Genomic DNA, 23,624 nt, shown 5'->3' with positions numbered 1-23,624 from the left:
GAGAAGCCTCATGGCTGCCGTGACAACCACCACGACCGTACGGCCCACCAGGCGCCGGCCCTCCATCGGCCGGATCGTCGCCTGGGCGGTGATGGCCGCGATCCTGCTCATCACACTGCTGCCGTTCTACTGGATCCTGCGCACCGCGCTGTCCACCAACACCGCGCTCGCCGCCCATCCCGGCGACCCGCTGCCGGTCGGCCTGACGGCCGGCGGCTTCGAGCGGGCACTGGGCCTGCAGTCCGCCAAGGAGGCGATCGCACAGGGCGGTGCGGGCGGCGGACTGAAGTTCTGGCGCTATCTGCTCAACTCCGTGATCGTCTCGACGCTGATCACCGTCTGCCAGATCTTCTTCTCCGCCATGGCCGCCTTCGCCTTCGCACGCTTGAGGTGGCGCGGCCGGGACAAGGTGTTCGGGCTGTTCCTCGCCGGGCTGATGGTGCCCGCGATCTTCACGCTGCTGCCGAACTTCGTGCTGATCAAGCAACTCCACCTGGTGGACACGCTGTTGGGCATCGCCCTGCCGACGATGTTCATGACGCCCTTCGCGGTGTTCTTCCTGCGCCAGTTCTTCATGAACGTGCCGCGCGAGGTGGAGGAGGCCGCGCTGCTGGACGGCGCCGGGAAGGTACGGATCTTCTTCCGGGTGCTGCTGCCGATGGCGTCCACGCCCGTCCTCACCCTCGGCGTGCTGACGTACATCACCTCGTGGAACGACTACTTCTGGCCGCTGATGGTGTCCTACAGCGACAGCTCGCGCGTGCTGACCGTGGCCCTCGCCATCTTCCGGGCACAGACACCGCAGACCGGCTACGACTGGTCCGGCCTGATGGCCGCCACCCTCATCGCCGCGCTTCCGATGCTCGTGCTCTTCGGGTTCTTCGCGCGCCGCATCGTCAGCACCATCAGCTTCACCGGCATCAAGTAAGGGGACGGACATGCGAGTTCGGATACGAAGCGCCGTGGCGCTGACCGGCGCGCTGGCGCTGTCCCTGGTCGCCGGGTGCGCGAAGGGCGGCGGGGCGGGAGCGGGCGCGAACACGGTGACGTACTGGCTGTGGGACTCCAACCAGCTGCCCGCCTACCAGGCCTGCGCGAAGGGGTTCGAGAAGGAGAACCCGGGCCTGGACGTGAAGATCAGCCAGATGGGCTGGGCCGACTACTGGACCAAGCTGACCGCGAGCTTCATCGCGGGCACCCAGCCGGACGTCTTCACCGACCACATACAGAAGTTCGGCCAGTTCGCCGACCTGAAGGTCCTCGAACCGCTGGACGATCTGGGCATCAACGCCCCGGACTACCAGCCGGGGCTCGCCGACAACTGGATCGCCCAGGACGGCCACCGCTACGGCGCCCCCAAGGACTGGGACACGGTCGCCCTCTTCTACAACAAGAAGATGGCACAGGCGGCCGGGCTCACGCCGCAGCAGATCGGCAGCCTGGCGTGGAACCCGAAGGACGGCGGCACCTTCGAGAAGGCCATCGCCCATCTCACGGTCGACGTGCACGGAAAGCGCGGCGACGAACCCGGCTTCGACAAGAACCACGTGAAGGTGTACGGCCTCGCGACCGGCGGTGGCGGCGACGGCGACGGACAGACGCAGTGGAGCAACTTCGCCGCGTCCGCCGGGTGGAGCTATGCCGACAAGAAGCGCTGGGGCACCGAGTACCAGTACGGCAGCAAGACCTTCCAGTCCGTGATCAAGTGGTACTTCGGGCTGGCCGAGAAGGGCTATCTGGCGCCCCTGACGGACTACAGCGCGGGCGCCAACCCGGCCAACGCCCAGGTGGCCGCGGGCAAGGCGGCAACCGCTTTCGACGGCGCCTGGATGATCTCCACGTACTACGCGATGAAGGGCATCCAGGTCGCCACCGCCCCCACACCGGTCGGCCCGACCGGCAAGCGGGCCACCATGATGAACGGCCTCGCCGACTCCATCACCAAGAACGCCCACAACAAGCAGGGCGCCAGGAAGTGGGTGCAGTACCTGTCCTCGGACGCCTGCCAGACGATCGTCGGCCGTTACGGCATCGTCTTCCCCGCCACACCCGACGGCACGAAGGCCGCGGTTGCCGCCTACGGGAAGAAGGGCATCGACGTCACGGCGTTCACCGAACCGGTCACCGACAAGAAGGACTTCAGGACCTTCAGCTTCCCGATCACCGACTACGCGGCGGACGTCACCGCGCTCATGGCCCCCGCCATGCAGGACATCTATGGCGGCGGCAAGTCCGCCGGCAGCCTCGACCAGACCAACGACCAGATCAATCTGATCCTCTCCCAGTGATCTCCCGGCCACTGATCTCCCGGCCACTGATCTCCCGACCAGTGATCTCTCCACCAGTGAAGGACACGCCTTACATGACGTTCTCGATCGGCATCGTCGGCGCCGGCCAGTTCTCCGGCCAGTTCGCCACGCTGTTCCAGGCCCATCCCGGCGTCAGCGACGTCTATGTCACCGACCTTCTGCCCGAACGGGCCGAACAACTCGCCGCCGCACAGCAGTTGGCGGGCACCTTCCCCTCGTACCAGGCGATGCTGGAGTCGGAGGCGGTCGACGCGGTCGCCATCTTCACCCAGCGCTGGACCCACGGCCCGCTGGTCCTGCAGGGCCTCGACGCGGGCAAGCACGTGTACTCCGCGGTCCCGATGGCGATAGCCACCGAGGAGATCGCCGCCATCATCGACGCGGTCAAGGCGACCGGACTGACGTACATGATGGGTGAGACCAGCCAGTACAACCCGGCGACCGTGCACGCCCGCAACCAGATCGCCGAGGGCGCCTTCGGGCGGATCTTCTACGCTGAGGGCGACTACGTCCACGACATGGATCTGGGCTTCTACGAGGCGTACCGGTACAGCGGCGGCGAGAACTGGAAGCAGACCGCCAGCTATCCCCCGCTGCTCTACCCGACGCACTCGGTGGGCGGGGTGCTCGGCGCCTGGCAGACGCACGCGGTGAGCGTGTCGGCGATCGGTGTGGTCGACGAGCGGGGCGACGGCGTCTTCGACAAGGACGTCAGCCAGTTCGGCAACGACTTCTCCAACGCCACCGCGCTGTTCGAGGTGGCGGGCGGCGGGTCGTTCCGTACGAACGAGTTCCGGCGGGTGGGCTATCCCTCGCACATCCGGGAGTCGCGTTTCCGCTTCTTCGGCACCGACGCGAGCATGGAACAGCTCGCGACGGTGGCGCTGTGGCAGGACAAGAAGGGGGTGAAGGACATCAGTGAGCTGCTGGAGCCCAAGCCCACCCTGTCTCCTGACGACCCGTCACTCCAGCACATCGCACCGGATCTGCGGGCCGCCTTCACCTCGGGTTCGGCGCCGGTGCACGACCGGGCGCGGCTGCCGCGGGAGTTCGACAACCTGCACAACGGGCACGAGGGCAGCCACCACTTCCTCGTCGACGACTTCGTGACCGCCGTGAACACGCGATCGCTGCCGTCGGTCAACGCGTGGGTGGCCGCCCGCTACACCCTGCCGGGCATCGTCGCGCACGAGTCGGCGCGGCAGGGCGGGGCCAGGCTGGAGATCCCGGACTTCGGCGACGCGCCGCAGTAAGCGGGATGCCGGGGGCCGGGTACCTGCTCAGGTGCCCGGCTTGCGGCCGTACACGAAGACGTCGTCGCCGGTCTTCAGCAGCGACCAGTACTTCTTGGCCGTGGTCGGGGTCATGTTGACGCAGCCGTGGGAGCCCGGCGGGTTCCACATGCTGAGGTTGACCGAGTGGAAGGCCTGGCCGCCGTCGAAGAACTGGCTGTACGGCATCGGCACGTTGTAGAGGTTCGAGACGTGGTTCTTGTCCCGCCAGTAGATCTTCTTCAGGCCGGTGCGGGTCTCGAAGCCGTTGCGTCCGGTGCGGACCGGGACGGGACCGTAGACGAGCCTGCTGCCGTCCTGGATCCAGCTGAGCTGGAGGGTGAGGTTCACGCAGGCTATGCGGCCCTTGTTGGTCGGGCAGGCGCCGTACCGGTTGGGGTTGGTGCCGACGGCCTTCTGCTTGTTCATGAGGTCCATCACACCCCAGGTGACGGACCCGGCGTAGCCGATGTTCGGGGTGATGCCGTGCTTGGTCTGGAACGCCTTGATGGCCTTGCAGTCCGTGGCGGACTGCCTGCCGTCGACGGTCAGGCCGAGAAACCTCTCCACCTGCTTCTGGTAGGGCCCGGTCTGTGTGGTGCAGCTCGTGGCCGCCTGCGCGGGTGCCGTCCCCAGCGTGAGTGCGAGCGGTGCCACCAGTCCGGTGATCCCGAGTGCGACGGCTCCCCGTCTGCGTATGTCCCCCATGGCCTGCCTTGCCTTCCTGCGGATGGGTCGGTCGGATCTGCGATCTCTGCCAGCTAGACCGGCGTCCGGCGCGATCGGTTGCAAGGCCTCCTCACGATGCGACGAAACGGTGACATTCGCAGTGCCGCAGGTCACAGCGTGATGCATGCCGCAGGACGGCCCGCCGCCGTCCCTGCGGTCTCACCCGTCCCCGGAGTCTCAGACGTCCCGGTTCGACCGGGAGCTGGGGGGCGCCGAGGTGCGCACCGTGCCGGGCACGACGAGGTTGACGCGGACGCCCCGGAAGTGCGGGCTGTCCGGGTGCAGCTCGCGGCGCTCCCGACCAGGATGTCCTGCGAGCGGAAGGCGTCGACGGCATGCGCGACGGCCGCATGCACGCAGGCCCGGCCGGCCACGTCGCACCCCAACGCCTGGGCGGTCAGGCCCTGTTCGCGCAGGGCGGCCGCGGTCCTGGCCGCCTCGGGGGCGTCCACGTCGGTGAGCAGCACCCGGGCCCCTTCCTCGGCGAGCCGCCGGGCGACGGCGGCTCCGATGCCGGGGGCGGCACCGGTGACGAGAACTCCGTATCCCTCGAAGCGCTTCGTGTCAGCCGTGGCCTGAAGCTACTCCCGGAATGATCTACGCGGCAGATACCGTGCGGTCATGTCCGCGTTCATACAGCAACTTCCGGCGCTCATCGGTGTGGTGATCGGCGCGTTCGGTTCCTATCTGGCGGTCGTCCGGGGCGACCGGGTGAGGTTCCGCCGCGAACAGGCGGCACGGTGGGAGGAGAGACGGCTGGCGGTGTACTCCGACTACGCGCGGTCGGTGAAGCAGACGGTCACGGTGACGTACCGGGTCGCTTCCGAACTCGGCAACGGGACGCACCCGGATCCCCTCACCCCCGAAGAGGCCAAGCCGCTGCTGGCCGCGGCGAACGCCGGACGAGATCCTGCGGGTGAGGCGCTGATCATGCTGGGCAGCTCCGAAGTGGTGGCGAGGTCACGGGCCTGGGTCGTGACGGTGATGGAGATGGAACGCTTCGTGCGTGAGGGCACCAGGGATGCGGAGGCATGGCGGGCACTGCTGGACCAGCAGCGCGCCGGACGTACGGCCTACTACGCGGCGGTGCGGGAGGACCTCGGCCTCCCGCCCGGTCATTCGGCGCGCCGGCCCGTCCGCGGCGGGGACCCCGTGTCTCCTCAGCGGTAGCCGGTCGTGTCCGCCGGCTTCCCCGCGTCCTGCACCTCGACGAGATAGCGCCAGGCGTCCGGGCGGCTGCCGTCCAGGTCCGTGAAGCCGTACTCCTTCGCCAGTCCCCCGCTGGACAGGGACGCGCCGTTCCACCGGGCCATGTCGGGGTCGGCGGCGAGGGCGGTGACCGCGCGTCCCACGTAGTGCGGGGTCTCGGAGACAGCGAAGTGGGGGACGCGTTCGAGTGCGTCGCGCCAGTTGTCCTCGCGGACGCCGAACTGTTCGAGCATGATCTCCGACCGCAGCCAGCCGGGCGTCAGCGCGACGGCCGTCGCCCCGCGCGGTCCGAGTTCATGGCCCAGGGCGAAGGCCATACGCAGCACGGACGCCTTGGCGAGGTCGTAGAAGAAGGAGACGCGGTAGGTGTCGCGGTTGTACTCGGCGGTTCCGTCGGTGACCTCGACGACCAGGCCACCGGGGTGGCGCAGGAGCAGGGGCAGGGCGTGGTGGCTGGTGATCGCGTGTGTCTCCACGGCGAGCCGGAGCAGCCGGAGTCCCTTGTCCAGGTCGTGCTCCCAGACCGGCCTGTCCCATGCGAAGAGGTGCTCGCCGCCCCAGATGTCGTTGACGAGTACGTCGAGGTGGGCGTGGCGGCCCTGTTCGTCGGCGATGCGGTCCACGAGGGCGCGGACCTGTGCGGGGTCGAGGTGGTCGGTGGGTACGGCGATGCCGTGGCCGCCCGCCCCGGTGACGAGGTCGGCGGTGTCCTCGATGGTCTCGGGGCGGTCGTACTCCGAGCGGTGTGCACGGGTGGTGCGTCCGGTGACGTAGACCGTGGCACCGGCCGCACCGAGCTCCACGGCGATCCCGCGGCCCGCGCCCCTCGTCGCCCCGGCGACCAGCGCCACCTTGCCCTTCAGCGGTGCGGACATGTCCGGCCTCCCTTTCCTCTGCGGCTGCTGTCACCGTCGAGGGTGCCGGGAAAGCCGGACATCTTCTGTCGCCTTTCACGGAAGGGGCCAAAGGGGCCGGACGACCACGCTCAGTGGCCGCGGGCGATCCATTCCTCCAGGTGGGGGGCTTCGTCTCCGATGGTGGTCGGATCGCCGTGGCCGGTGAGGACCTTGGTCTCCGGGGGCAGGGTGAGCAGGCGGTCGCGGAGGGAGTCGATGATCGTCGGGAAGTGGGAGTACGAGCGGCCGGTCGCGCCGGGGCCACCCTGGAAGAGGGTGTCGCCGGTGAAGACCGTGGCCAGAGCGGGGTCGTACAGGCAGACGGCGCCCGGCGCGTGGCCAGGAGTGTGGATCACCGTCAGGTCGACCCCTGCCGCCTCGATGACCTGGCCGTCGGTCAGATGGGCGTCGGGGTCGCGGTCGGGGTGGGTCAGCTTCCACAGCGGCAGGTCGTCGGGGTGCAACCAGATGGTCGCGCCGGTGCGGTCGGCGAGCGCGGGGGCGGCGTCGATGTGGTCGTTGTGGGCGTGGGTGCACACGATGGCAACCAGGCGGCGGTCCCCGACGGCTTCTGCGATGGCCTCGGCGTCGTGGGCGGCGTCGATGACGATGGCCTCGTGGTCGTCGCCGACGATCCACACGTTGTTGTCCACCTCCCAGGTGCCGCCGTCCAGGGTGAAGGTGCCGGAGGTGACGAGGCGTTCGACGCGGGCGGCCATCACAGCACCACCACCGAGCGCAGCACGTCGCCGTGGTGCATCCGCTCGAACGCCTTCTCCACGTCGCTGAGTCGGATGGTCTCGGTGACGAACTTGTCCAGCGGCAGACGGCCCTGCAGATGCAGGTCGATGAGCATCGGGAAGTCGCGGGAGGGCAGGCAGTCGCCGTACCAGGACGACTTCAGCGATCCGCCGCGCCCGAACACGTCCAGGAGGGGCAGTTCGAGCTTCATCTCGGGGGTGGGCACACCGACCAGGACGACCGTGCCGGCGAGGTCGCGGGCGTAGAAGGCCTGCTTGTACGTCTCCGGGCGGCCGACCGCCTCGATGACGACGTCGGCGCCGAAGCCGCCGGTCAGCTCGCGGATGGCCTCCACCGGGTCGCACTCCTTGGAGTTCACCGTGTGGGTGGCGCCCATCTCCCGTGCCTTGGCCAGTTTCCGGTCGTCGAGGTCCACGGCGATGATCTTCGCCGCGCCGGCCAGGTCCGCACCCGCGATCGCCGCGTCGCCGACGCCGCCGCAGCCGATGACGGCGACCGTGTCGCCACGGCCGACGTTGCCGGTGTTGATCGCGGCACCGATGCCCGCCATCACCCCGCAGCCGAGCAGCCCGGCCACCTCCGGTGCGACGCTCGCGTCCACCTTCGTGCACTGCCCGGCCGCGACCAGCGTCTTCTCCGCGAACGCGCCGATGCCCAGCGCCGGGGACAGCTCGGTGCCGTCGGTGAGGGTCATCTTCTGCTCGGCGTTGTGGGTGTTGAAGCAGTACCAGGGCCGTCCCCGCAGACAGGCCCGGCAATTCCCGCACACGGCACGCCAGTTGAGGATCACGAAGTCACCGGGGGCGACGTCCGTGACACCGGCTCCGACCGACTCCACCACACCGGCGGCCTCATGACCGAGCAGGAACGGGAAGTCGTCGCTGATACCGCCCTGCTTGTAGTGCAGATCGGTATGGCACACCCCGCACGCCTGGATCCGTACGACCGCCTCCCCCGGGCCGGGGTCCGGCACGACGATCGTCTCCACCCGCACCGGCTCGCCCTTGCCCGGTGCGATCACGCCGCGTACTTCCTGCGCCATGGTGTTGAAACCTTCCGTCTGCTGCTGTCCGTCCCTCCGACCCTACGGGTGACTGATCAGTAACGGGTCGGAGGCCTCGCGTCCCGGCTCACCGCAGGAAGTCCCGCACGGTCCGGCCGACGGCCTGCTCGTCGACCCCGTCCGCCCCGCGCAGTGCGAGCAGCCGATGCGGCACGTGTACCAGGGTCTCGGCGACCTGCCGGGCCGAGGTGCCGGGCAGGGCGGGCTCGGACAGGGCCACGTCCGCGTGGTCCGCCGCGAGGACGGCGGTACGCTGCGAACATTTCGCCGAAGATGCGGTGCTGCAGAAAACCGTGCTCCGCAGGGACTCCACGTCGACCGAACACTTCGCACAGCATTCCAGGACGGCTTCGAAGCCGTTGACGGAGGCGGCCAACGATATGCGCTGCGTACCGGCGAGCCCCTGTGCCTGCTCTCCCTGATGCGTACGGCGCCGCCCGAACGTCCGGACGTCGTAAGGCTGTTGGTGGCCGCGAATCGTGCCGCGTACGAGCGGGCCAGGGCAGTCGGCGGAGTCCTCCACCCGGTCGGCGCGCAGCCGATGACGCCCGGTGACTGGCGGGCGCAGTTCGGCCCCGCCTGGGACGAGCTCGTGCGGGCCAAGGCCCGCTATGACAGGCGCTCCATCCTGACCAGGGGGTACGGGCTGTGGCCGTGACCGCTGTGATCGTCTTCTGCGGCGCCTCCCCCGGCAGCGGCCGCGGGCATCTGCGCACCGCGGCCGCCGCCCACGCCACCGGGTGTTCTCGCCGCCGGACGCCTGCCGGGCGGTCGGCACGCTGGCGCGGCTGGCGGACGCGCTGCCGAAGAGCGGTGGCATGGCGGCGGTGGAAGTCGCCCCGGAGGAGCCGCGCCTGGGGGAGGGCGCCGCGATCGCGGCGGTCAACGGCCCACGGGCGGTAGCCGTCTCGCGCCACCGCGAGACCGTGGCGGAGGTCTGTGCCGAATGGGCGGGGCGCGGCCGTCGTACACATGTGCTGCGCCTGGACGTGGCCCCGCACTCCCCGCTCTTCGACCCGCTCCTCGACGACGACCGCCGCACGCTCGCAGCGCTCGACCTGCGGCCCCCGCGTCTGCCCCTGATCTCCGACACCACGGCCGAGCCGGTCGGAGCAGAGGCCGCCTCGCCCGGCTTCTGGGTACGGGCGATGCGCGCACCGGTCCGTTTCGCGGACGCGGTTGCCCGGATGCACCGCGACGGCGTGACCGCCTACCTCGAACTCGGCCCCGTCGAGGTCCTCACCGGCATGCTCGACGGCTGTCTGTCCTCCGGCGCCGACCGCCGCTCATGCTCTCCATGACCCGGGACCGGAAAGCCAGGAAGGAGGCGGCCGACGTAGCCTGAAGGCTCCGCACGACTTGCGAGGAGCGCCGTGAGCATCGCAGACCCCGAGCCCCGACCGCCCGCCTGGCGGCTGCTCCTCGACTATGTACGTCCACACCGCTGGACGCTGCTGGCGGGTGCGCTCCTCTCGCTGCTCACGGGGGCCACCGGGCTGCTGTTGCCGCTGGTGGCAAGGGGGTTGATCGACGACCTGTCCCACGACCGGGCCATCACGGGCGCGTTGCTCGCCATGTCGGGGCTGGTGGTCGCCAACGCGGCGGTGGGCGGGCTGGGTTCGTACGTGCTGCGGCGCACCGCGGAGTCAGTGGTGCTCGGGGCGCGGCGTGCCCTGTCCTCGTATCTGCTGAGGCTGCGCATCACCGCGGTCGACCGCACCGAACCGGGCGACCTGATGGCCCGCATCACCTCCGACACGACGCTCCTGCGGGAGGTCACCACCGACTCGCTGGTCGGCCTGGGCACGGGCGGGCTGACGCTCCTCGCGACCGTGGTGATGATGGGGGTCGTGGACCCGGTGCTGCTCGGGGTCACCCTGGCCGTGATCCTGGTCGCGGGCACGGTGCTCGGCGTGATCGTGCCGCGCATCAACCGGGCCAGCCGACAGGCGCAGGACGCGATCGGAGTGATGGGGGCATCGCTGGAGCGGATCCTCGGGGCGCTGCGCACGGTGAAGGCGTCCGGGGCCGAGCATCGTGAGGAGCGGACGCTGCACGAGGCCGCCGAGGAGTCGTGGCGGCAGAGCGTACGGGCCGCCAAGTGGTCGGCGGCGGCGGGCAACACGGCCGGTCTCGCGATGCAGATCGCGTTCATCACGGTGCTCGCGGTGGGCGGGGCGCGGGTGGCGACCGGTGCCATCCAGGTGGGCACGCTGGTCGCGTTCCTGCTGTACGTCTTCTACCTCATGTCGCCCATCCAGCAGGTGGTCGGCGCGATCACGCAATACCAGACGGGCGCCGCCGCCCTCGCCCGCATCCGGGAGGCGCTGAGCCTGCCCTCCGAACCGGCGGCCCACCCCGCCCCGTTGCCCGCCCCCGGCGCGGAACCGGCCGCGCTCGCCTTCGACGAGGTCCGCTTCCGGTACGCCGACGATCTGCCGTACGTCCATCACGGGGTGACGTTCGCCGTACCGGCCCGCGGCATGACGGCGTTCGTCGGCCCGTCCGGCGCGGGCAAGACCACGGTGTTCTCCCTCATCGAGCGGTTCTACGACCCCGAGTCCGGCACCATCACCCTGGACGGACTCGACCTGCGGGACTGGGAGTTGCCCAGGCTCCGGTCGGCGATCGGCTATGTGGAGCAGGACGCGCCCGTGCTGTCGGGTTCACTGCGGGACAATCTGCTGCTGGGCAACCCGGATGCGTCCGAGGACGCCATCGCGCGTGTTCTCAAGACGACCCGTCTGGACGGGCTGGTCGCCCGGCTGCCCAGCGGGCTGGACACGCTGGTGGGACACCGGGGTACCAAGCTCTCGGGCGGTGAACGGCAGCGGGTCGCCATCGCCCGGGCGCTGCTGCGGCGGCCGCGGCTGCTGTTGCTCGACGAGGCGACCTCGCAACTGGATGCGGTGAACGAGGCGGCGTTGCGGGATACGGTCGCTGATGTCGCCCGTACGACCACGGTGCTTGTCGTTGCGCATCGGCTGTCTACGGTGACGATGGCGGATCGGATTGTGGTGATGGATGCGGGGCGGGTGCGGGCGGTGGGGACCCATCGTGAACTGGTTGCCGCGGATCCGCTGTACGCGGAGTTGGCGGCCACGCAGTTCCTTGCCACTGCCGGCTGAAGGCTTCTTCGATCGTCTGCGGCGCCGTCGTGGCTGATCGCGCGGTTCCCCGCGCCCCTACAGGGCGCTCCTCCGGCCGTCTCCTCGTCAGCTCTGGAGTCTGCGCAAGCGCTCCGCGTCGCCCGTGCGGGGGCAGGTCACGCAGGCCTCGGTCGGCCGGATCGCGTAGAACATGCAGCAGCCGGTGCGGGTGCGGGTGGCGTGTCGTCGGCCGTCGTCGCCCGTCAGATACCGGAAGTCGGCGCCGCCCGGGTAGGGGGGCACAGCGATCGGCAGTACTTCGGTGGCGGCCCGTACGGCGGCGCTCTCCTGGCCGAGCATGCGGCCGAGGTACCAGATGCCGGACACGAGATCGTCGGCCACCATGCCCCACAAAGAACGCGTCCCGCGCCGTGCGAGGGGGCCGATGGCGGCGAGCAGCGGGCGTATGTGGTCGGCCATCGCCATACGCAACTCGGCCCGCAGCAGCTCTTCCTGAGAGGTCGTCAGCACTCCGGGGAGCGAGGCGAGGGGGTCGTCGGCCAGACAGGCGAGCGCGGTCCCGGGAGTGATCTCGTACGCACCGGTGGCGAGGTCCAGCCGCAGGTCCGCGGGACGGATGCGGGGCACGCGCCGTTCGAGGTACCACGCTCCGCCCAGCAGGACGCCGAGAGTCCAGGCGTAGTCGTGCAGGGCGCGTGAGGCGGCGACGTCAAGGCGCGCGGCTACCGCGTAGCGGGCGTGGATGCGGGCCGCCTCGGCGTCGACGAAAGCGTCGAGCGCGGTCCGGTCCGATGCCAACCGGGCTGCCGTGACGGTGGTTCGGGACTCGTCGCCCGGCTCGACGACCCGTACGTCCAGCGTTTCGCAGAGGTCGGCGAGTTTCCGGTAGACACCGCCGAGGGCATGGGCGACGGCACCGGCGGGCGGGGTCTTCAGAGCCACGGTCATGGGCGCTCCAGCACAGGAAGTTCAGAGAGAACTGAGAAGGCAAGGCTTACCTTACTGCAGCTCGACAAGGGTGATCAACGGGGCGCTCACGGCTCGCGATCATGGAACTCCCACGTCAGGGTCACCTCGCGGCCGATTGAAAAGTAAAGGAAGGCTAGCCTAAGCTCACGGCTTGTGACTGCGACCCAACGGGGCGCACCTCCCGGTGTGCCCTTCCATGCCTTCAGACACCTCCCCCTGTTCCTCGCCGGACTGGGCGCGCTGGTGCTCTGCACCGCCCTGAGCCTCGCGCTCGGCGCCCGGTCGGTGCCCCTGACCACGGTGGCCGACGCATTGCTCGGCCATGCCCATGGCCGGGAGGCGCTCGTGGTCACCGGGCTGCGGCTGCCGCGCACCGTCATCGGTCTCGCGGTCGGCGCGGCGCTCGGGGTCGCCGGGGCCGTCGCCCAGGGCATCACCCGCAACCCGCTCGCGTCGCCGACCACCCTCGGCATCAACGCCGGCGCCGGTTTCGCGGTCGTCGTCGCGATCTTCGCGCTGAAACTCAACGACCCTGTGCAGTACGTGTGGTTCGCGTTCGCCGGGGCCGCGGGTACCGCCCTGTTCGCCCAGGCGCTGGCCCGCCGGGCCGGGGACATCGATCCGGTACGGCTCGCCCTCGGCGGCACGGTGCTCCAACTGGTGCTGCTGTCCTGGACGTCGGCGGTGATGCTGCTGAACCAGCGCACGCTCGACGAGGCCCGCTTCTGGCTGGCCGGATCCCTGTCCGGCAGGCCTCTCGACGTGCTGTGGCCGGTGCTGCCGACGCTGCTGCTCGGCCTGGTGGTCGCCCTCGCCGTCTCCCCCGCCCTCAACGCCCTTGCCCTGGGCGACGATTCGGCCCAGGCACTCGGGGTGCCGGTGGCCCGGATCCGGCTGGCCGGCGGCATCGCGGTGGTCCTGCTCGCCGGGTCGGCGGTGGCCGTGGCCGGGCCGATCGCCTTCATCGGCCTCGCCGCGCCCCATCTCGTACGTCCCCTGCTGGGCGCCGACCACCGGCTGCTGGTGCCCGGCTGTCTGATCGCCGGACCGCTGCTGCTGCTCGCGGCCGACGTCCTCGGCCGGATGGTGATCCGCCCCTCGGAGCTGGAGGCCGGCCTCGTGACGGCGTTCCTCGGCGCGCCCCTGCTGGCACTGCTGGCCCGGAAGGTGGCCCGATGACCGCCACCGTCGCTCCGTCCGCCCGTGCGAAGTCCACCTCCCGGGCCCGGGTGCGCCGCCGTGTCCTGGTGTTCGCCGCGAGCGGTCTCCTCGCACTGTTCGTACTGCTCACCGCATCCCTGACGACGGGTGAGATGCCCATGCCCGCCGGGACGGCACTGCGGGCGCTGGTCGGGCTCGGGGACTCCGGGGACGTGCTGGTGGTGCAGCAGTTCAGGGCGCCCAGGGCGGTGGCGGCGATCGTCGCCGGTGCCGGTCTGGGAGCGGCGGGCTGCGTGCTGCAGCGGCTGTTCCGCAACCCTCTGGCGTCTCCTGATGTCATAGGCGTGACAGGCGGAGCCTCGCTGGGCGCGGTCGCGCTGATCGCCGCCGGGGCCTCGCAGACACTGATCCCGGTCGGGGCGGTGGGCGGCGGCCTGCTCTCGGCGCTGCTGCTGGGCGTGTTCGCCTGGCGGTCCGGGCTCGCGGTCACCCGGCTGGTGCTCACCGGGCTCGCCGTGCAGGCGGGACTGGCCGCCGCCGTGAACCTGATGATCGTGCGCTTCCCGGCCGAGCTCGCGGGGTCGGCGCTGCAGTGGACCACGGGGTCGGTGTACGGCCGGACGTGGACGGAGGTGTGGGGGGCGGCCGGCGCCATGGTGCTCGCGCTCGCCACCGCCCTCGTACTGCACCGTCGGCTGGCCGTGCTCGACCTCGGGGACGAATCGGCGGGCGCGCTGGGTCTGCGCACGTCCGCCGCCCGCCTCCAACTTCTCCTCGTCGCCGTGGCGTTGGCATCCCTTGCGGCCTCGCTCGCCGGTCCGGTGACCTTCGTGGCGCTCGCGGTGCCGCACATCGTGCGCTTCGTCACCGGCCCGCCGACGGCCGCGTCCCTGGGCCTGGCCGGTCTGACGGGAGCGGTGCTGCTGCTCGCCTCCGACCTGGTGGTCCAGCACCTGCTGCCGATCGAGGGGCTGCCGGTCGGGGCGGTCACCGCCACGCTGGGCGCGCCCTGGCTGCTGGTGCTGATGTTCCGGCAGAGCTCACCCGTCCAGAGGAGCCACGCATGACCGACCAGATTCAGACCCAGGGCCTCGATCTGCGCTACGGCGACCGGCTCGTGGTCGGCGGGCTCGATCTGACACTGCCGGGCGGCGCCGTCACCGCGATCGTGGGGCCCAACGCCTGTGGGAAGTCGACCCTGTTGCGGGGGCTGAGCCGGCTGCTCGCCCCGTCCGCGGGCACTGTCACGCTGGACGGCACGGACATCCACCGTATGTCGGCGCGGACGCTCGCCCGCCGGATGGGACTGCTGCCCCAGCAGCCGGTCACCCCCGAGGCGATCACCGTGGAGGCGCTCGTACGCCTGGGCCGGTATCCGCACCAGCGGCTGCTGAGCCCTTGGTCTGCGGCAGACCAGCGGGCGGTGGACGAGGCCCTGGAGCGCACCGGCACCACGTCCCTGCGCGACCAGCCCGTCGACCTGCTCTCCGGCGGTCAGCGCCAACGCGCCTGGATCGCACTGGCGTTGGCGCAGGACACCGAGCTGCTGCTGCTCGACGAACCGACCACCTTCCTCGACCTGCGGCACCAGCTCGATGTCCTCGACCTGGTGGCCGCCCTGCACGCCGAGGCGGGCCGCACCGTGGTGATGGTGCTGCACGACCTGGGACAGGCCGCCCGCTACGCGGACCACATGGTGGTCCTCAAGGAGGGCCGCCTCGCCGCCGCCGGCGCCCCGGCCGACGTGCTCGACGCGGACCTGGTCAGGTCCGTGTTCGACGTGGACTGCCGGGTGATCCCCGACCCGGAGACCGGCACCCCGCTGGTCGTCCCGAAAAGCAGCGCGGTCCGGCAACCGGCCGCATCCGCCTGACCCACCACTCCCCTACCGGAAAGACCACCCCCCATGTTCAAGCGCTCTCTCCTGCGCGGAATCGGCCGGCTGATCGCCGTGCTGCTCTCCGTCGTGCTCGGTACGGCCGTACTGGCTGCCTGCGGCAGCGAGAAGACCGACGTCGCCGACACCGCGAAGGCCTCCGGCGCGGCGTCGGCAGGCTTCCCACGCACCCTCAAGACGGTGATGGGCGACGTCAAGATCCCTTCGCAGCCGAAGCGGGTCGTGGTGCTCGACACCGGTGAGCTGGACGACGTCACCCTGCTCGGCATCGACCCGGTCGGCGCGGTCGCCCCGCACTTCAAGACCGAGGGCGGCTTCCCGACGTATCTGAAGGGCGAGTTGAGCGGCACCGCCGACGTCGGCCCCCTCCTGGAGCCCAACCTGGAGAAGATCGCCTCCCTCAGGCCCGATCTCATCCTGTCGTCGAAGGTCCGGCACGAAAAGGTCTACGACAAGCTCAGCGCCATCGCCCCGACCGTCTTCACGGAGACCACCGGCGGTGTCTGGAAGCAGAACCTCAAGGTCCACGCCGAGGCGCTCGGTCTGGAGAAGGAGGCCGCCGCGAAGCTCAAGGAGTACGAGACCCAGGCCAAGGCGCTGGGTGAGGCCATCAGGAAGAAGGACGGCGGCCACATGCCGACCGCGTCCGTGGTCCGCTTCATCGCCGGTCCGACCCGCCTCTACCAGACCAACTCCTACAGCGGTGTCGTCCTGAACGACATCGGCTTCAAGCGGCCCAAGTCGCAGGTGTCGAACGACCCGAACGTCACCATGAAGGACGTCAGCCCCGAGGAGATCGACCAGGCCGACGCCGACCTGGTCTTCGTCACCACCGCCGACACCCCGGACAAGACCCAGCAGAAGCAGGTCACCTCCAACCCGGTCTGGAAGTCGCTCCCGGCCGTGAAGAACGGCAAGGTCTACACGGTCCCGGACGAGACCTGGATGTCCGGTATCGGCGTCCAGGCGGCGGAGCAGATGCTCAAGGACGTCGCGAAGGCCACCGGCGTGGAGCTCCCGAAGAAGTAACTCCCGCTCCTTCGGGGCGGGCCGCCGCACCGCCGCGGCCCGCCCCCGCCCCCCCACCCGCCAGCGGAAGTTGTTCACCAGCCATGCGCCTGTACCTGCTCGCCCTCAATCCGACCGACTCCGTCTCCGAGGGCTTCCTGCCCGCCGCCGCCCGGCTGGGCCTGGACGTCACCGTCCTCACCGACCAGCCCGAGGCCCACCGCCGCGCCCACCCCGAGACCGAGGTCCTGGAGTGCGACGTCCGCGACCACCGGGCGGTCGTCACCCGGATCTCGACGCACCATCGGCCCGACGCCGTCTTCACCAACAGCGACCACCTCCAGGCCCAGGCCGCCCTGGCCGCCGGCTACTTCGGCCTCCCCGCCAAGGACTGGCGGGCAGCGCTCGCCACCAAGGACAAGGCGGAGATGCGGCGCCGGCTCGCCGCCGCCGGAGTGGACACGGTGTGGTCGGCCGAACTCACCGAGCCGGTCGCACCGGACGACGCGCCCTACCCGTGCGTCCTCAAGCCGCGCGAGGGCGTGGCCAGCGAGGACGTCGTCCTGGTCGACGACGACGAGCAACTGACCACGCACGCCAAGGAGATCCTTGAGCGGCGTCCCGGTGCCGTCCTGCTGGTCGAGGAGTACCTCCAGGGCGAGCTGTACACCCTGGAGACGCTCGGCGACGGGCATGTCCGTCATGTGCTGGGCGGTTTCCACACCGAGTTGTCGCCCCCGCCGTACTTCATCGAGGAGCGCCTCACCTTCGTCCCCGCACATCCCGAGCCGGTCGTGGCCCAGGTTCTCGCGCAACTGGACGCGCTGGGCGTCGGTTTCGGCGCCTGTCACACCGAGTTCGTGGTACACGCGGGCCGGGCCAGGATCATCGAGGTCAACTACCGAGCCATCGGCGACCAGTGCGATCTGCTGCTGGCCCGGCTGCTGGACACACCCCTCTTCGAGCTGATCCTCCGCGTCCATCTGGGCGAGCGTCTGCCCTCCGGCCTCGGAACCCGCCGGGACGGCGCCGCGCGCCTTGACTACCCGTGCGCCGACCGCGCCGGAACCCTGACCGATGCTCCCCCGGCCCAGGAACTGACCGTGGACGGCGTCCATCTGACGTACCGTCCGCTGCGCTCCCCGGGCGAGCGGCACGAGCTGTACCGCACCAACCGCGACTACCTCGGTGTCCTGCGGGCCGTCGGCACCGACCAGGCGACGGTGGACCGGGTGTCGGCCGGCTTCCTGGCCGCACGGCGCTGGGAGATCCAGCCGTGACCGCGCCGCCCCTGTCGGGCACCTGCGAGTCGGAGCTGCTCACCCGTGTGCTCGGCGCCCTGCTGCGTGAGGATGTGGTCGGGCTGCGCAGCCGCAGCGCACTCGTACACCGGCCGGACGGCGACTGGCTGCGGCTGCCGACCGCCGGTGACGCCCTGCTGCTGCCCGTCACCGAGGACGGCTACCAGAGCGAGCACCGCGCCCGGCTGCCCCTGCTCGTGCGCGAGTCGGACGGCGCCGAGCTGACCTCGTACGAGACCGTGCTGGGCGCCCTGCGTGAGCTCGCCGAGCCCGTGGACCGCGACGGCTTCGACGCGTTCGCCGAGGAGTGCCGTCAGACGCTGGACACGATGCGGCTGCACGCGCGGACCCGGGACGAGACCGACCAGCGGCTCACCGAGCGCTACGGGGACGATCCGGCCCGCTGGACGGGTCTGGCGTACGACACCCTTGCCGCCCGCCTCGACCATCCCGTCTACCCGACCGCCCGCGGCCGCTCAGGTCTGGCGGAGAAGCAACTGCGGGCGTACGCACCGGAGTTCCATCCCCTTTTCGCTCTGCGCTGGCTGGCCGTACCGCACGACGCGGTAACTCTGACCGGCCCGCTCCCCGACCTGTGGCCCACGCCCGCACGGCTCGGGCTGCCAGAGGTGGAGCAGACCCATGTGGCACTGCCCGTCCACCCGTTGACCGTCGGCGCGCCGCTCGACGAGGCGCTGCGGACCACCGGGCTCGCCGGCCGTGCGCTGCTCGCCGAGCAGACCCACCTCGACGTCGTGCCGACACTGTCGATGCGCACGGTGGCGGTGGCCGCGGATCCGTCACTGCACCTCAAACTCCCCCTGGCCACCGCCACGTTGGGCCTGCGCAACAAGCGCACCATCAAGCCCGGTTCGCTCGTCGACGGCGCGGCGGGACAGCGGCTGGTGGAGACGGTGATCGCGCGCGAACCCCGTTTCCGGGACACGATCCTGCACGCCGACGAGACCACCTACGCGCACGCCGGGCACGAACTGCTGGCAGTCCTGTGCCGCCGTTTCCCGGCCTTTCCCGGGGACTCCGTCGTCGTTCCGGCGGCCGCACTCCTCGCCGAGGCGCCCGGCGGGCGCCCGGTCCTCCACCATCTGGCCGACCGCTTCTACGACGGCGATCCACTGGCCCTGCTCGACGCATACCTGACCCTGCTGTTCGACTGGCAGACCACGCTGTTCGACTACGGCATCGCGCTGGAGTCGCACCAGCAGAACATCTCGCTGGTGTTCGGGCCGGGCGGTCTGCGGCTGCTGTTCAAGGACAACGACGGGCCCCGCATCAACGCCTCGCGGCTGGCGGCGGTCCTGCCCGGACCATGGGGTTTCGACGACCCGCGGACGTTCACCGCCGGAGACGGGGCGGTCGCCGACGTGTTCGCCACCATCACGGTCCATCTGTGCGCGGGAGCCTACGCGTTCTCTCTCGCCGAGCACCGGGCCGCTCTGCTCGGTCTCGTACGCGAACGGCTCGCGGGGGCCGTCGACCGGCTGGGAGGTGACGCGGGCGCGGTCCTGCGGGCGCGAGTCCTCGAAGCAGCGCGGTTGCCGGTCAAGGCCATGGTCACGGCCGGCACCCTGCTCAGCAAGGAGCGCTCGGGTGCCGCGGACGTCAACAAGCACTACACGAGCGGCCCCAACTACCTGCTGCCCGGCGGGGGTTCGGCATGAGCGCCGGGACCCTGCGGATGCCGGGTACGGCGTTCAGTCGCGGGCATGTGCACGCGGTCGCGGGCTGCTACTTCGTGGCATCCTTCGCCGCGCTCGGGCTGCCGCCGTATCTCACCGAGATCCTCCCCGAGCTGGGTGACCGCGGAGCCCGCTGGGCGGGAGTGCTGTACGTCGTGCCGACCGTGTTCGGTGCTCTGGGTGCCCCGCTGTGGGGGCGGCTCGCCGACCGCTACGGCCGTAAACGACTGCTGCTGCGGGCCCAGTTGGGGCTTGCCGTGGCCTTCCTGCTCGCGGGCTGGGCGGACTCCCTGGCCACGTTCACCGTGGCGCTGGTGCTGCAGGGCATCCTGGGCGGCACCTTCGCCGCGTCCAACGGGTACCTGGGCGCCGCGCTGGAAGGCCCCGCCCTGTCCAGGGCGCTCACGCTGATGCAGGGCAGCGCGCGGGCCGCGCTGGTGGTGGCGCCGATCGTGGTGGGTTCGCTGTCGGGCCGGCTGTCCCCGCACCGCCAGTACGCCCTGCTCGCCGTGCTGCCGCTGACCGCCGCCCTGTTGCTGGCGGCGCTGCCCGAACCGGAGCCTGCCGCGGCCAAGTCGGAGACCGAACCCGGGCCAGCCACCCGTGACGAGCCGCCGATGATCTCGCTCAAGGCCCTGTACGCCTTGGAGTTCGCCTTCGTCTTCTCCACCGTCATCTCCTTCCCCTACTTGATCGCCCTGGTCGACGACCGCCTGCCGGGCACCTCGCCCACCCTGTCCGGTGTGCTGTTCGCCCTCCCCCACCTGTGCTACCTGGTGTCGGCGCTGGCCGTGCACTCCGCCTTCCACAGCCGCCCCCGGACCGGAATCGCGCTCGGCTTCGCCTGCATCGCGCTCGGGCTCGCCGGGCACGGGATCGCCGGCTCCCTCCCCACCCTGATCGCCGTACGGCTGCTGCTGGGCGTGGGCCTCACCCTCGGCCTGGTGTGCCTGTCGGTGCTGGCCGCGGACTGCGCCAAGGGCCGGGCTCCGGGCGGGATGTTCGGCTCGCTGGAGTTCTTCTCCAAGGCCGGCGCGGTCGCCGCCGGCCTGGCCGCGGCGGCGGGCAGCGCCCGCTTCGGTCCGGCCGCCCCCGTGCTGACCGGGAGCGTGGCCGCCGCCGTCACCGTACTGGCCACTCTCCTCCCCCCGCTGACCCCCCGCATCCCCCGCACCCGCAGGAGCCGCTGATGCCCTCGCTGACCCGCCCCGAGACTTCGTCCGCGGGGACCCCCATCGCGCTGCGCCCGGCCGGGAGCACCAGCGCACCCGCCGAGCTCCCCTCCGCCGACGACGCGGTGGCCCACACACTCCTCAACTGTCTGCTGCGCGAGGTGTCGGGACCCGAGCATCAGTCGGTCGTCGCCGACGGCCGGCTGCTGCTGCGGCTGCCCCGCCGTGGAGTGCTGCTGCGGGTCGCGCTGCGCCGCACCTCGCTGCTGGGCGCGCACCGGTTCACCGGGCCCGTGAGCGAACAGGGCGAGGACGGCTGGTCGGAGGTGGACTGGCGGCGACTGGCCGAGTACACGCACGACGAGCTGTCGCTGCGCACCGGCGTGCGCAACGAGGAGTTCCTGGAGCAGATCGCCTCCAGCCACGACGCCATCACCACGGCGCTCACCGCCACGCGTCCCGCCCGCCTCCCGGACGAGCGGCTCTCCGCCTACCTGGCCTCCGAGCAGTCCCTGCTGTTCGGGCACCGGTTCCACCCCACGCCCAAGGCCCGTACCGGCGACCCGCACGCCTGGTCCGCGTACGCGCCGGAGGTCGGCGCCTCCTTCCCGCTGCGGCACCTCGCCGTCCGCGCCCACCTGATCGCCGAGGAGTCCGCGGGCCCGTCGGCGACCGCCTCGCTGGACGCACTGCGCAGGGACCTGCCCGAGGGCTACCGGCTGCTGCCCGCCCACCCCTGGCAGTACGACACGCTCCGGGCCCACCCGGCCCTGCGCGCCGCCCTCGACCGCGGTGACGTCCTCGACCTCGGGCCGGGCGGACGCCCCTTCGCGGCCACCGCCTCGGTGCGCACCCTGTACGACGGGGAGACCTTCCTCAAGTTCAGCCTGAACGTCCGGATCACCAACTGCCTGCGCAAGAACAGCAGTTACGAGCTGTCCGGCGCCGTCGCCCTGACCCGCGTGCTGGCCCCGGCACTCGCCGACCTGGCCGAACGCTTCCCCGGCAGCGCCGTGCTGCGCGAGCCGGCGTATCGCACGCTGGCCCTCCCGGACCCGGACGGCACGCCCGACCGCGACCTGTTCGAGGGCTTCGGCGTCATCGTCCGCGAGGGCCTGCCGCGCCGCCTCGCCCCCGGTACGGTTCCGCTGCTCGCGGCGGCCGTCGCCGACGAGTACCCGACCGGCGCCGCCCACGTCTCCCGCCTCCTCGACGGAGCGGACGTGCGGACGACCCTCGCCTGGTGGTCCTCGTATCTCGACCTGCTCGTCCCGCCCGTACTGGCCGCCTACTTCGACCACGGCCTGGTCCTGGAACCCCACCTGCAGAACGTCCTGCTGTGCGTCGGCCCCGACGGCGTGCCCGCCCAGGTCCTCTTCCGCGACCTGGAGGGCACCAAGCTGGTCCCCGAACACCACGCAGCCACGCTGGCCGGGCTGCCGCCCGAGGTCGCGGGCCCGATGACGTACGACGCGCAGCGCGGCTGGGACCGGGTCGTGTACTGCCTGCTCGTCAACCACATCGCCGAGCTGCTCGCCGCCCTCGCTGACCTGCACCCGCAGGCGGAGGCGGCCCTGTGGGCCCGGGTGCGGGCCACACTCCAGGCGTACGCCGACCGCCACGGCTGCCCGCCGAGACTCGCCGCCCTGCTCGCCGGGGTGCCGCTGCCCGCCAAGGCCAACCTGCTGACCCGCTGGGAGCGCAAGGCGGACCGGGAGGCCGGCTACGTCCGGCTGCCGTCCCCGCTCGCCGAGGACATCCTGCGCGACACGGCCGGGAGCATCCGATGACCGACCCGACGCCCGCGGTCCGCGACCGCGTCCTGTCCCTGCCGGATGCCGAACTCCCCGCGTACGTCTACGACTTGACTGCGCTGCGTGCCCATGCCGCCACCGTCCGGGCCGCACTGCCCGAGCGGGTCGAGTTGTACTACGCCGCCAAGGCCAACCCGGAGCCGGAGATCCTCGGAGCCCTCGGCCCGTACGTCGAGGGGTACGAGGTCTCCTCGGGCGGGGAACTCGCCCACGTCGCCGAGGCGGTGCCGGGCCGGCCGCTCGCCTTCGGCGGTCCCGGCAAGACGCCGGCCGAGGTGCGGGCCGCGTTGGAGCTCGGCGTCGACCGTTTCCATGTGGAGAGCGGGTACGAGCTGCGGATGCTGGCCGAACTGGCGCGGACATGCGTACCAGGGCGACGGGTGGCGGTGCTGGTACGCGTCAACCTTCCGGTCGCGGACGGGGCGCTGGCGGGCAGCTCACTGGCGATGGGGGGCCGTCCGACGCCGTTCGGCCTGGATCCGGCGCAGGCCGTCGAGGCCGTCCGGGCGCTCGCCGACGGGACGTATCCGCAGCTCGAACCACGAGGCGTTCACGCGCACCTGGCCAGTGGTCTGGAGGCGATGGAGCAGCTGGCGGTGGCCGAGTCCGTGGTGTCCTGGGCGACCGGCCTCGGTGTGCCGCTCGCCGAGGTGAACGTCGGCGGCGGCATGGCCGTCGACTACACCGAGCCGGAGTGCCGCTTCGACTGGACCGGGTACGGCGACGGCCTCGCCCGTCTGACCGAGGCGCACCCCGAGCTGACCCTGCGCATCGAACCGGGGCGGGCGCTGACGGCGTACTGCGGCTGGTACGCCACCGAGGTGCTGGACGTGAAGCGCAGCCACGGCAAGGAGTTCGCGGTCGTCCGGGGCGGCACCCACCACCTGCGGACACCTGCGACCAAGGGACACGACCAGCCCTGCTCCGTCCTGCCGGTGGACTCCTGGCCGCACCCGTGGCCGCGGGCGGCCGCCGAAGGCGATCAGGTCACCCTGGCCGGGCAGCTGTGCACACCGAAGGACGTCCTGGCCCGCCGGGTGCCCGCCCCCGGGCTCCGGGCCGGCGACCGGGTGGTGTTCTCGCTGGCGGGCGCCTACGCGTGGAACATCTCCCACCACGACTTCCTGATGCACCCACGGCCCGGTTTCCATTTCCTTGCCCCTTCAACCGAAGGGTTGTGATCACGTCCCGACGCGGTCACCGGCACAGCGAAAGGGCCGCCCGGAGAGGGGCGGCCCTTTCGCTGTGCCGGGACA

Annotated in this window: 22 protein-coding genes and 1 pseudogene; 16 read left to right on the top strand and 7 right to left on the bottom strand. The window is 71.2% G+C overall.

The window, feature by feature from the left end; all coding sequences use genetic code 11:
- Window positions 1–10: 10 nt before the first annotated feature.
- The 3 genes from LJ657_RS13040 to LJ657_RS13030 all read left to right on the top strand — a co-directional run bounded on the left by LJ657_RS13040 (window position 11) and on the right by LJ657_RS13030 (window position 3,562).
- The gene (locus LJ657_RS13040; protein WP_232648714.1) at window positions 11–928 is read left to right on the top strand and encodes a carbohydrate ABC transporter permease; all 918 of its coding nucleotides are present in this window, start codon (window positions 11–13) and stop codon (window positions 926–928) included.
- A gap of 10 nt (window positions 929–938) precedes the next feature.
- Window positions 939–2,288, top strand: coding sequence for an ABC transporter substrate-binding protein (locus tag LJ657_RS13035; RefSeq protein ID WP_232648713.1), 1,350 nt, complete (start codon window positions 939–941; stop codon window positions 2,286–2,288).
- Window positions 2,289–2,362: 74 nt separating this feature from the next.
- On the top strand, window positions 2,363–3,562 hold the full coding sequence (locus LJ657_RS13030) for a Gfo/Idh/MocA family protein (protein ID WP_232648712.1): 1,200 nt from the start codon (window positions 2,363–2,365) through the stop codon (window positions 3,560–3,562).
- 27 nt (window positions 3,563–3,589) lie between these two features.
- Here the strand turns inward: LJ657_RS13030 and LJ657_RS13025 are convergent, their stop codons facing one another.
- Together LJ657_RS13025 and LJ657_RS13020 are read right to left on the bottom strand one after the other, a co-directional pair.
- Complete coding sequence (locus LJ657_RS13025; RefSeq protein ID WP_232648711.1) at window positions 3,590–4,288, bottom strand: L,D-transpeptidase family protein; 699 nt, start codon at window positions 4,286–4,288, stop codon at window positions 3,590–3,592.
- 299 nt (window positions 4,289–4,587) lie between these two features.
- Window positions 4,588–4,821, bottom strand: a pseudogene (locus LJ657_RS13020) (SDR family oxidoreductase); the annotation flags it as partial.
- Window positions 4,822–4,930: 109 nt separating this feature from the next.
- Between LJ657_RS13020 and LJ657_RS13015 the strand changes: the two are divergent.
- Complete coding sequence (locus tag LJ657_RS13015; RefSeq protein WP_232648710.1) at window positions 4,931–5,479, top strand: hypothetical protein; 549 nt, start codon at window positions 4,931–4,933, stop codon at window positions 5,477–5,479.
- Here the strand turns inward: LJ657_RS13015 and LJ657_RS13010 are convergent.
- From LJ657_RS13010 to LJ657_RS12995, 4 genes are all read right to left on the bottom strand, one after another.
- Window positions 5,470–6,393 carry an SDR family oxidoreductase gene (locus LJ657_RS13010; protein WP_232648709.1) on the bottom strand — a complete coding sequence of 308 codons (924 nt, stop codon included), beginning with the start codon at window positions 6,391–6,393 and terminating at the stop codon, window positions 5,470–5,472. The genes LJ657_RS13015 and LJ657_RS13010 overlap by 10 nt on opposite strands.
- Before the next feature lie 110 nt (window positions 6,394–6,503).
- Window positions 6,504–7,133: an MBL fold metallo-hydrolase gene (locus tag LJ657_RS13005; RefSeq protein WP_232648708.1), complete on the bottom strand. Its 630-nt coding sequence runs from the start codon at window positions 7,131–7,133 to the stop codon at window positions 6,504–6,506.
- The gene (locus LJ657_RS13000) at window positions 7,133–8,218 is read right to left on the bottom strand and encodes an S-(hydroxymethyl)mycothiol dehydrogenase (RefSeq protein WP_232648707.1); all 1,086 of its coding nucleotides are present in this window, start codon (window positions 8,216–8,218) and stop codon (window positions 7,133–7,135) included. The genes LJ657_RS13005 and LJ657_RS13000 overlap by 1 nt, the downstream gene beginning before the upstream one ends.
- An 88-nt stretch (window positions 8,219–8,306) precedes the next feature.
- Window positions 8,307–8,459: a hypothetical protein gene (locus tag LJ657_RS12995; RefSeq protein WP_232648706.1), complete on the bottom strand. Its 153-nt coding sequence runs from the start codon at window positions 8,457–8,459 to the stop codon at window positions 8,307–8,309.
- Window positions 8,460–8,660: 201 nt separating this feature from the next.
- On the opposite strand from LJ657_RS12995, the gene LJ657_RS12990 reads away from it, so the two are divergent.
- The 3 genes from LJ657_RS12990 to LJ657_RS12980 all read left to right on the top strand — a co-directional run bounded on the left by LJ657_RS12990 (window position 8,661) and on the right by LJ657_RS12980 (window position 11,367).
- The gene (locus tag LJ657_RS12990) at window positions 8,661–8,897 is read left to right on the top strand and encodes a hypothetical protein (protein WP_232648705.1); all 237 of its coding nucleotides are present in this window, start codon (window positions 8,661–8,663) and stop codon (window positions 8,895–8,897) included.
- Between the two features lie 82 nt (window positions 8,898–8,979).
- A complete protein-coding gene (locus tag LJ657_RS12985) occupies window positions 8,980–9,540 on the top strand; it encodes an acyltransferase domain-containing protein (protein WP_232648704.1) in 561 nt (186 codons plus the stop codon).
- A gap of 72 nt (window positions 9,541–9,612) precedes the next feature.
- Window positions 9,613–11,367, top strand: coding sequence for an ABC transporter ATP-binding protein (locus LJ657_RS12980; RefSeq protein ID WP_232648703.1), 1,755 nt, complete (start codon window positions 9,613–9,615; stop codon window positions 11,365–11,367).
- 87 nt (window positions 11,368–11,454) lie between these two features.
- Here LJ657_RS12980 and LJ657_RS12975 read toward each other — a convergent pair whose 3' ends face one another.
- Window positions 11,455–12,297: a (2Fe-2S)-binding protein gene (locus tag LJ657_RS12975; RefSeq protein WP_232648702.1), complete on the bottom strand. Its 843-nt coding sequence runs from the start codon at window positions 12,295–12,297 to the stop codon at window positions 11,455–11,457.
- Window positions 12,298–12,471: 174 nt separating this feature from the next.
- Between LJ657_RS12975 and LJ657_RS12970 the strand changes: the two genes are divergently transcribed.
- The 9 genes from LJ657_RS12970 (at window position 12,472) to LJ657_RS12930 (ending at window position 23,549) form a co-directional block, all read left to right on the top strand.
- The gene (locus tag LJ657_RS12970; RefSeq protein ID WP_372487911.1) at window positions 12,472–13,497 is read left to right on the top strand and encodes a FecCD family ABC transporter permease; all 1,026 of its coding nucleotides are present in this window, start codon (window positions 12,472–12,474) and stop codon (window positions 13,495–13,497) included.
- Complete coding sequence (locus LJ657_RS12965; protein ID WP_232648701.1) at window positions 13,494–14,546, top strand: FecCD family ABC transporter permease; 1,053 nt, start codon at window positions 13,494–13,496, stop codon at window positions 14,544–14,546. Before LJ657_RS12970 ends, LJ657_RS12965 begins: the two co-directional genes overlap by 4 nt.
- Window positions 14,543–15,352, top strand: a complete 810-nt coding sequence (locus LJ657_RS12960) for an ABC transporter ATP-binding protein (protein ID WP_232648700.1) — start codon at window positions 14,543–14,545, stop codon at window positions 15,350–15,352. The genes LJ657_RS12965 and LJ657_RS12960 overlap by 4 nt, the downstream gene beginning before the upstream one ends.
- Before the next feature lie 33 nt (window positions 15,353–15,385).
- Window positions 15,386–16,405 carry an ABC transporter substrate-binding protein gene (locus LJ657_RS12955; RefSeq protein WP_232648699.1) on the top strand — a complete coding sequence of 340 codons (1,020 nt, stop codon included), beginning with the start codon at window positions 15,386–15,388 and terminating at the stop codon, window positions 16,403–16,405.
- An 83-nt stretch (window positions 16,406–16,488) separates the two neighbouring features.
- Complete coding sequence (locus tag LJ657_RS12950) at window positions 16,489–17,664, top strand: ATP-grasp domain-containing protein (protein WP_232648698.1); 1,176 nt, start codon at window positions 16,489–16,491, stop codon at window positions 17,662–17,664.
- Window positions 17,661–19,364 (top strand): IucA/IucC family protein, encoded by a 1,704-nt coding sequence (locus LJ657_RS12945; RefSeq protein WP_232648697.1) that lies wholly within the window; start codon window positions 17,661–17,663, stop codon window positions 19,362–19,364. Before LJ657_RS12950 ends, LJ657_RS12945 begins: the two co-directional genes overlap by 4 nt.
- Window positions 19,361–20,572 (top strand): MFS transporter, encoded by a 1,212-nt coding sequence (locus LJ657_RS12940; RefSeq protein ID WP_232648696.1) that lies wholly within the window; start codon window positions 19,361–19,363, stop codon window positions 20,570–20,572. The genes LJ657_RS12945 and LJ657_RS12940 overlap by 4 nt, the downstream gene beginning before the upstream one ends.
- Window positions 20,572–22,344 (top strand): IucA/IucC family protein, encoded by a 1,773-nt coding sequence (locus tag LJ657_RS12935; protein WP_232648695.1) that lies wholly within the window; start codon window positions 20,572–20,574, stop codon window positions 22,342–22,344. Before LJ657_RS12940 ends, LJ657_RS12935 begins: the two co-directional genes overlap by 1 nt.
- Window positions 22,341–23,549 (top strand): type III PLP-dependent enzyme, encoded by a 1,209-nt coding sequence (locus tag LJ657_RS12930; protein ID WP_232648694.1) that lies wholly within the window; start codon window positions 22,341–22,343, stop codon window positions 23,547–23,549. Before LJ657_RS12935 ends, LJ657_RS12930 begins: the two co-directional genes overlap by 4 nt.
- Window positions 23,550–23,624 lie beyond the last annotated feature (75 nt).

Origin of the sequence: Streptomyces guryensis, from assembly GCF_021261325.1 — a bacterium.
GTDB lineage: Bacteria > Actinomycetota > Actinomycetes > Streptomycetales > Streptomycetaceae > Streptomyces > Streptomyces guryensis.
The sequence above is the reverse complement of the archived record's forward strand: the minus strand, read 5'-3'. Positions and strand labels throughout refer to the sequence as shown.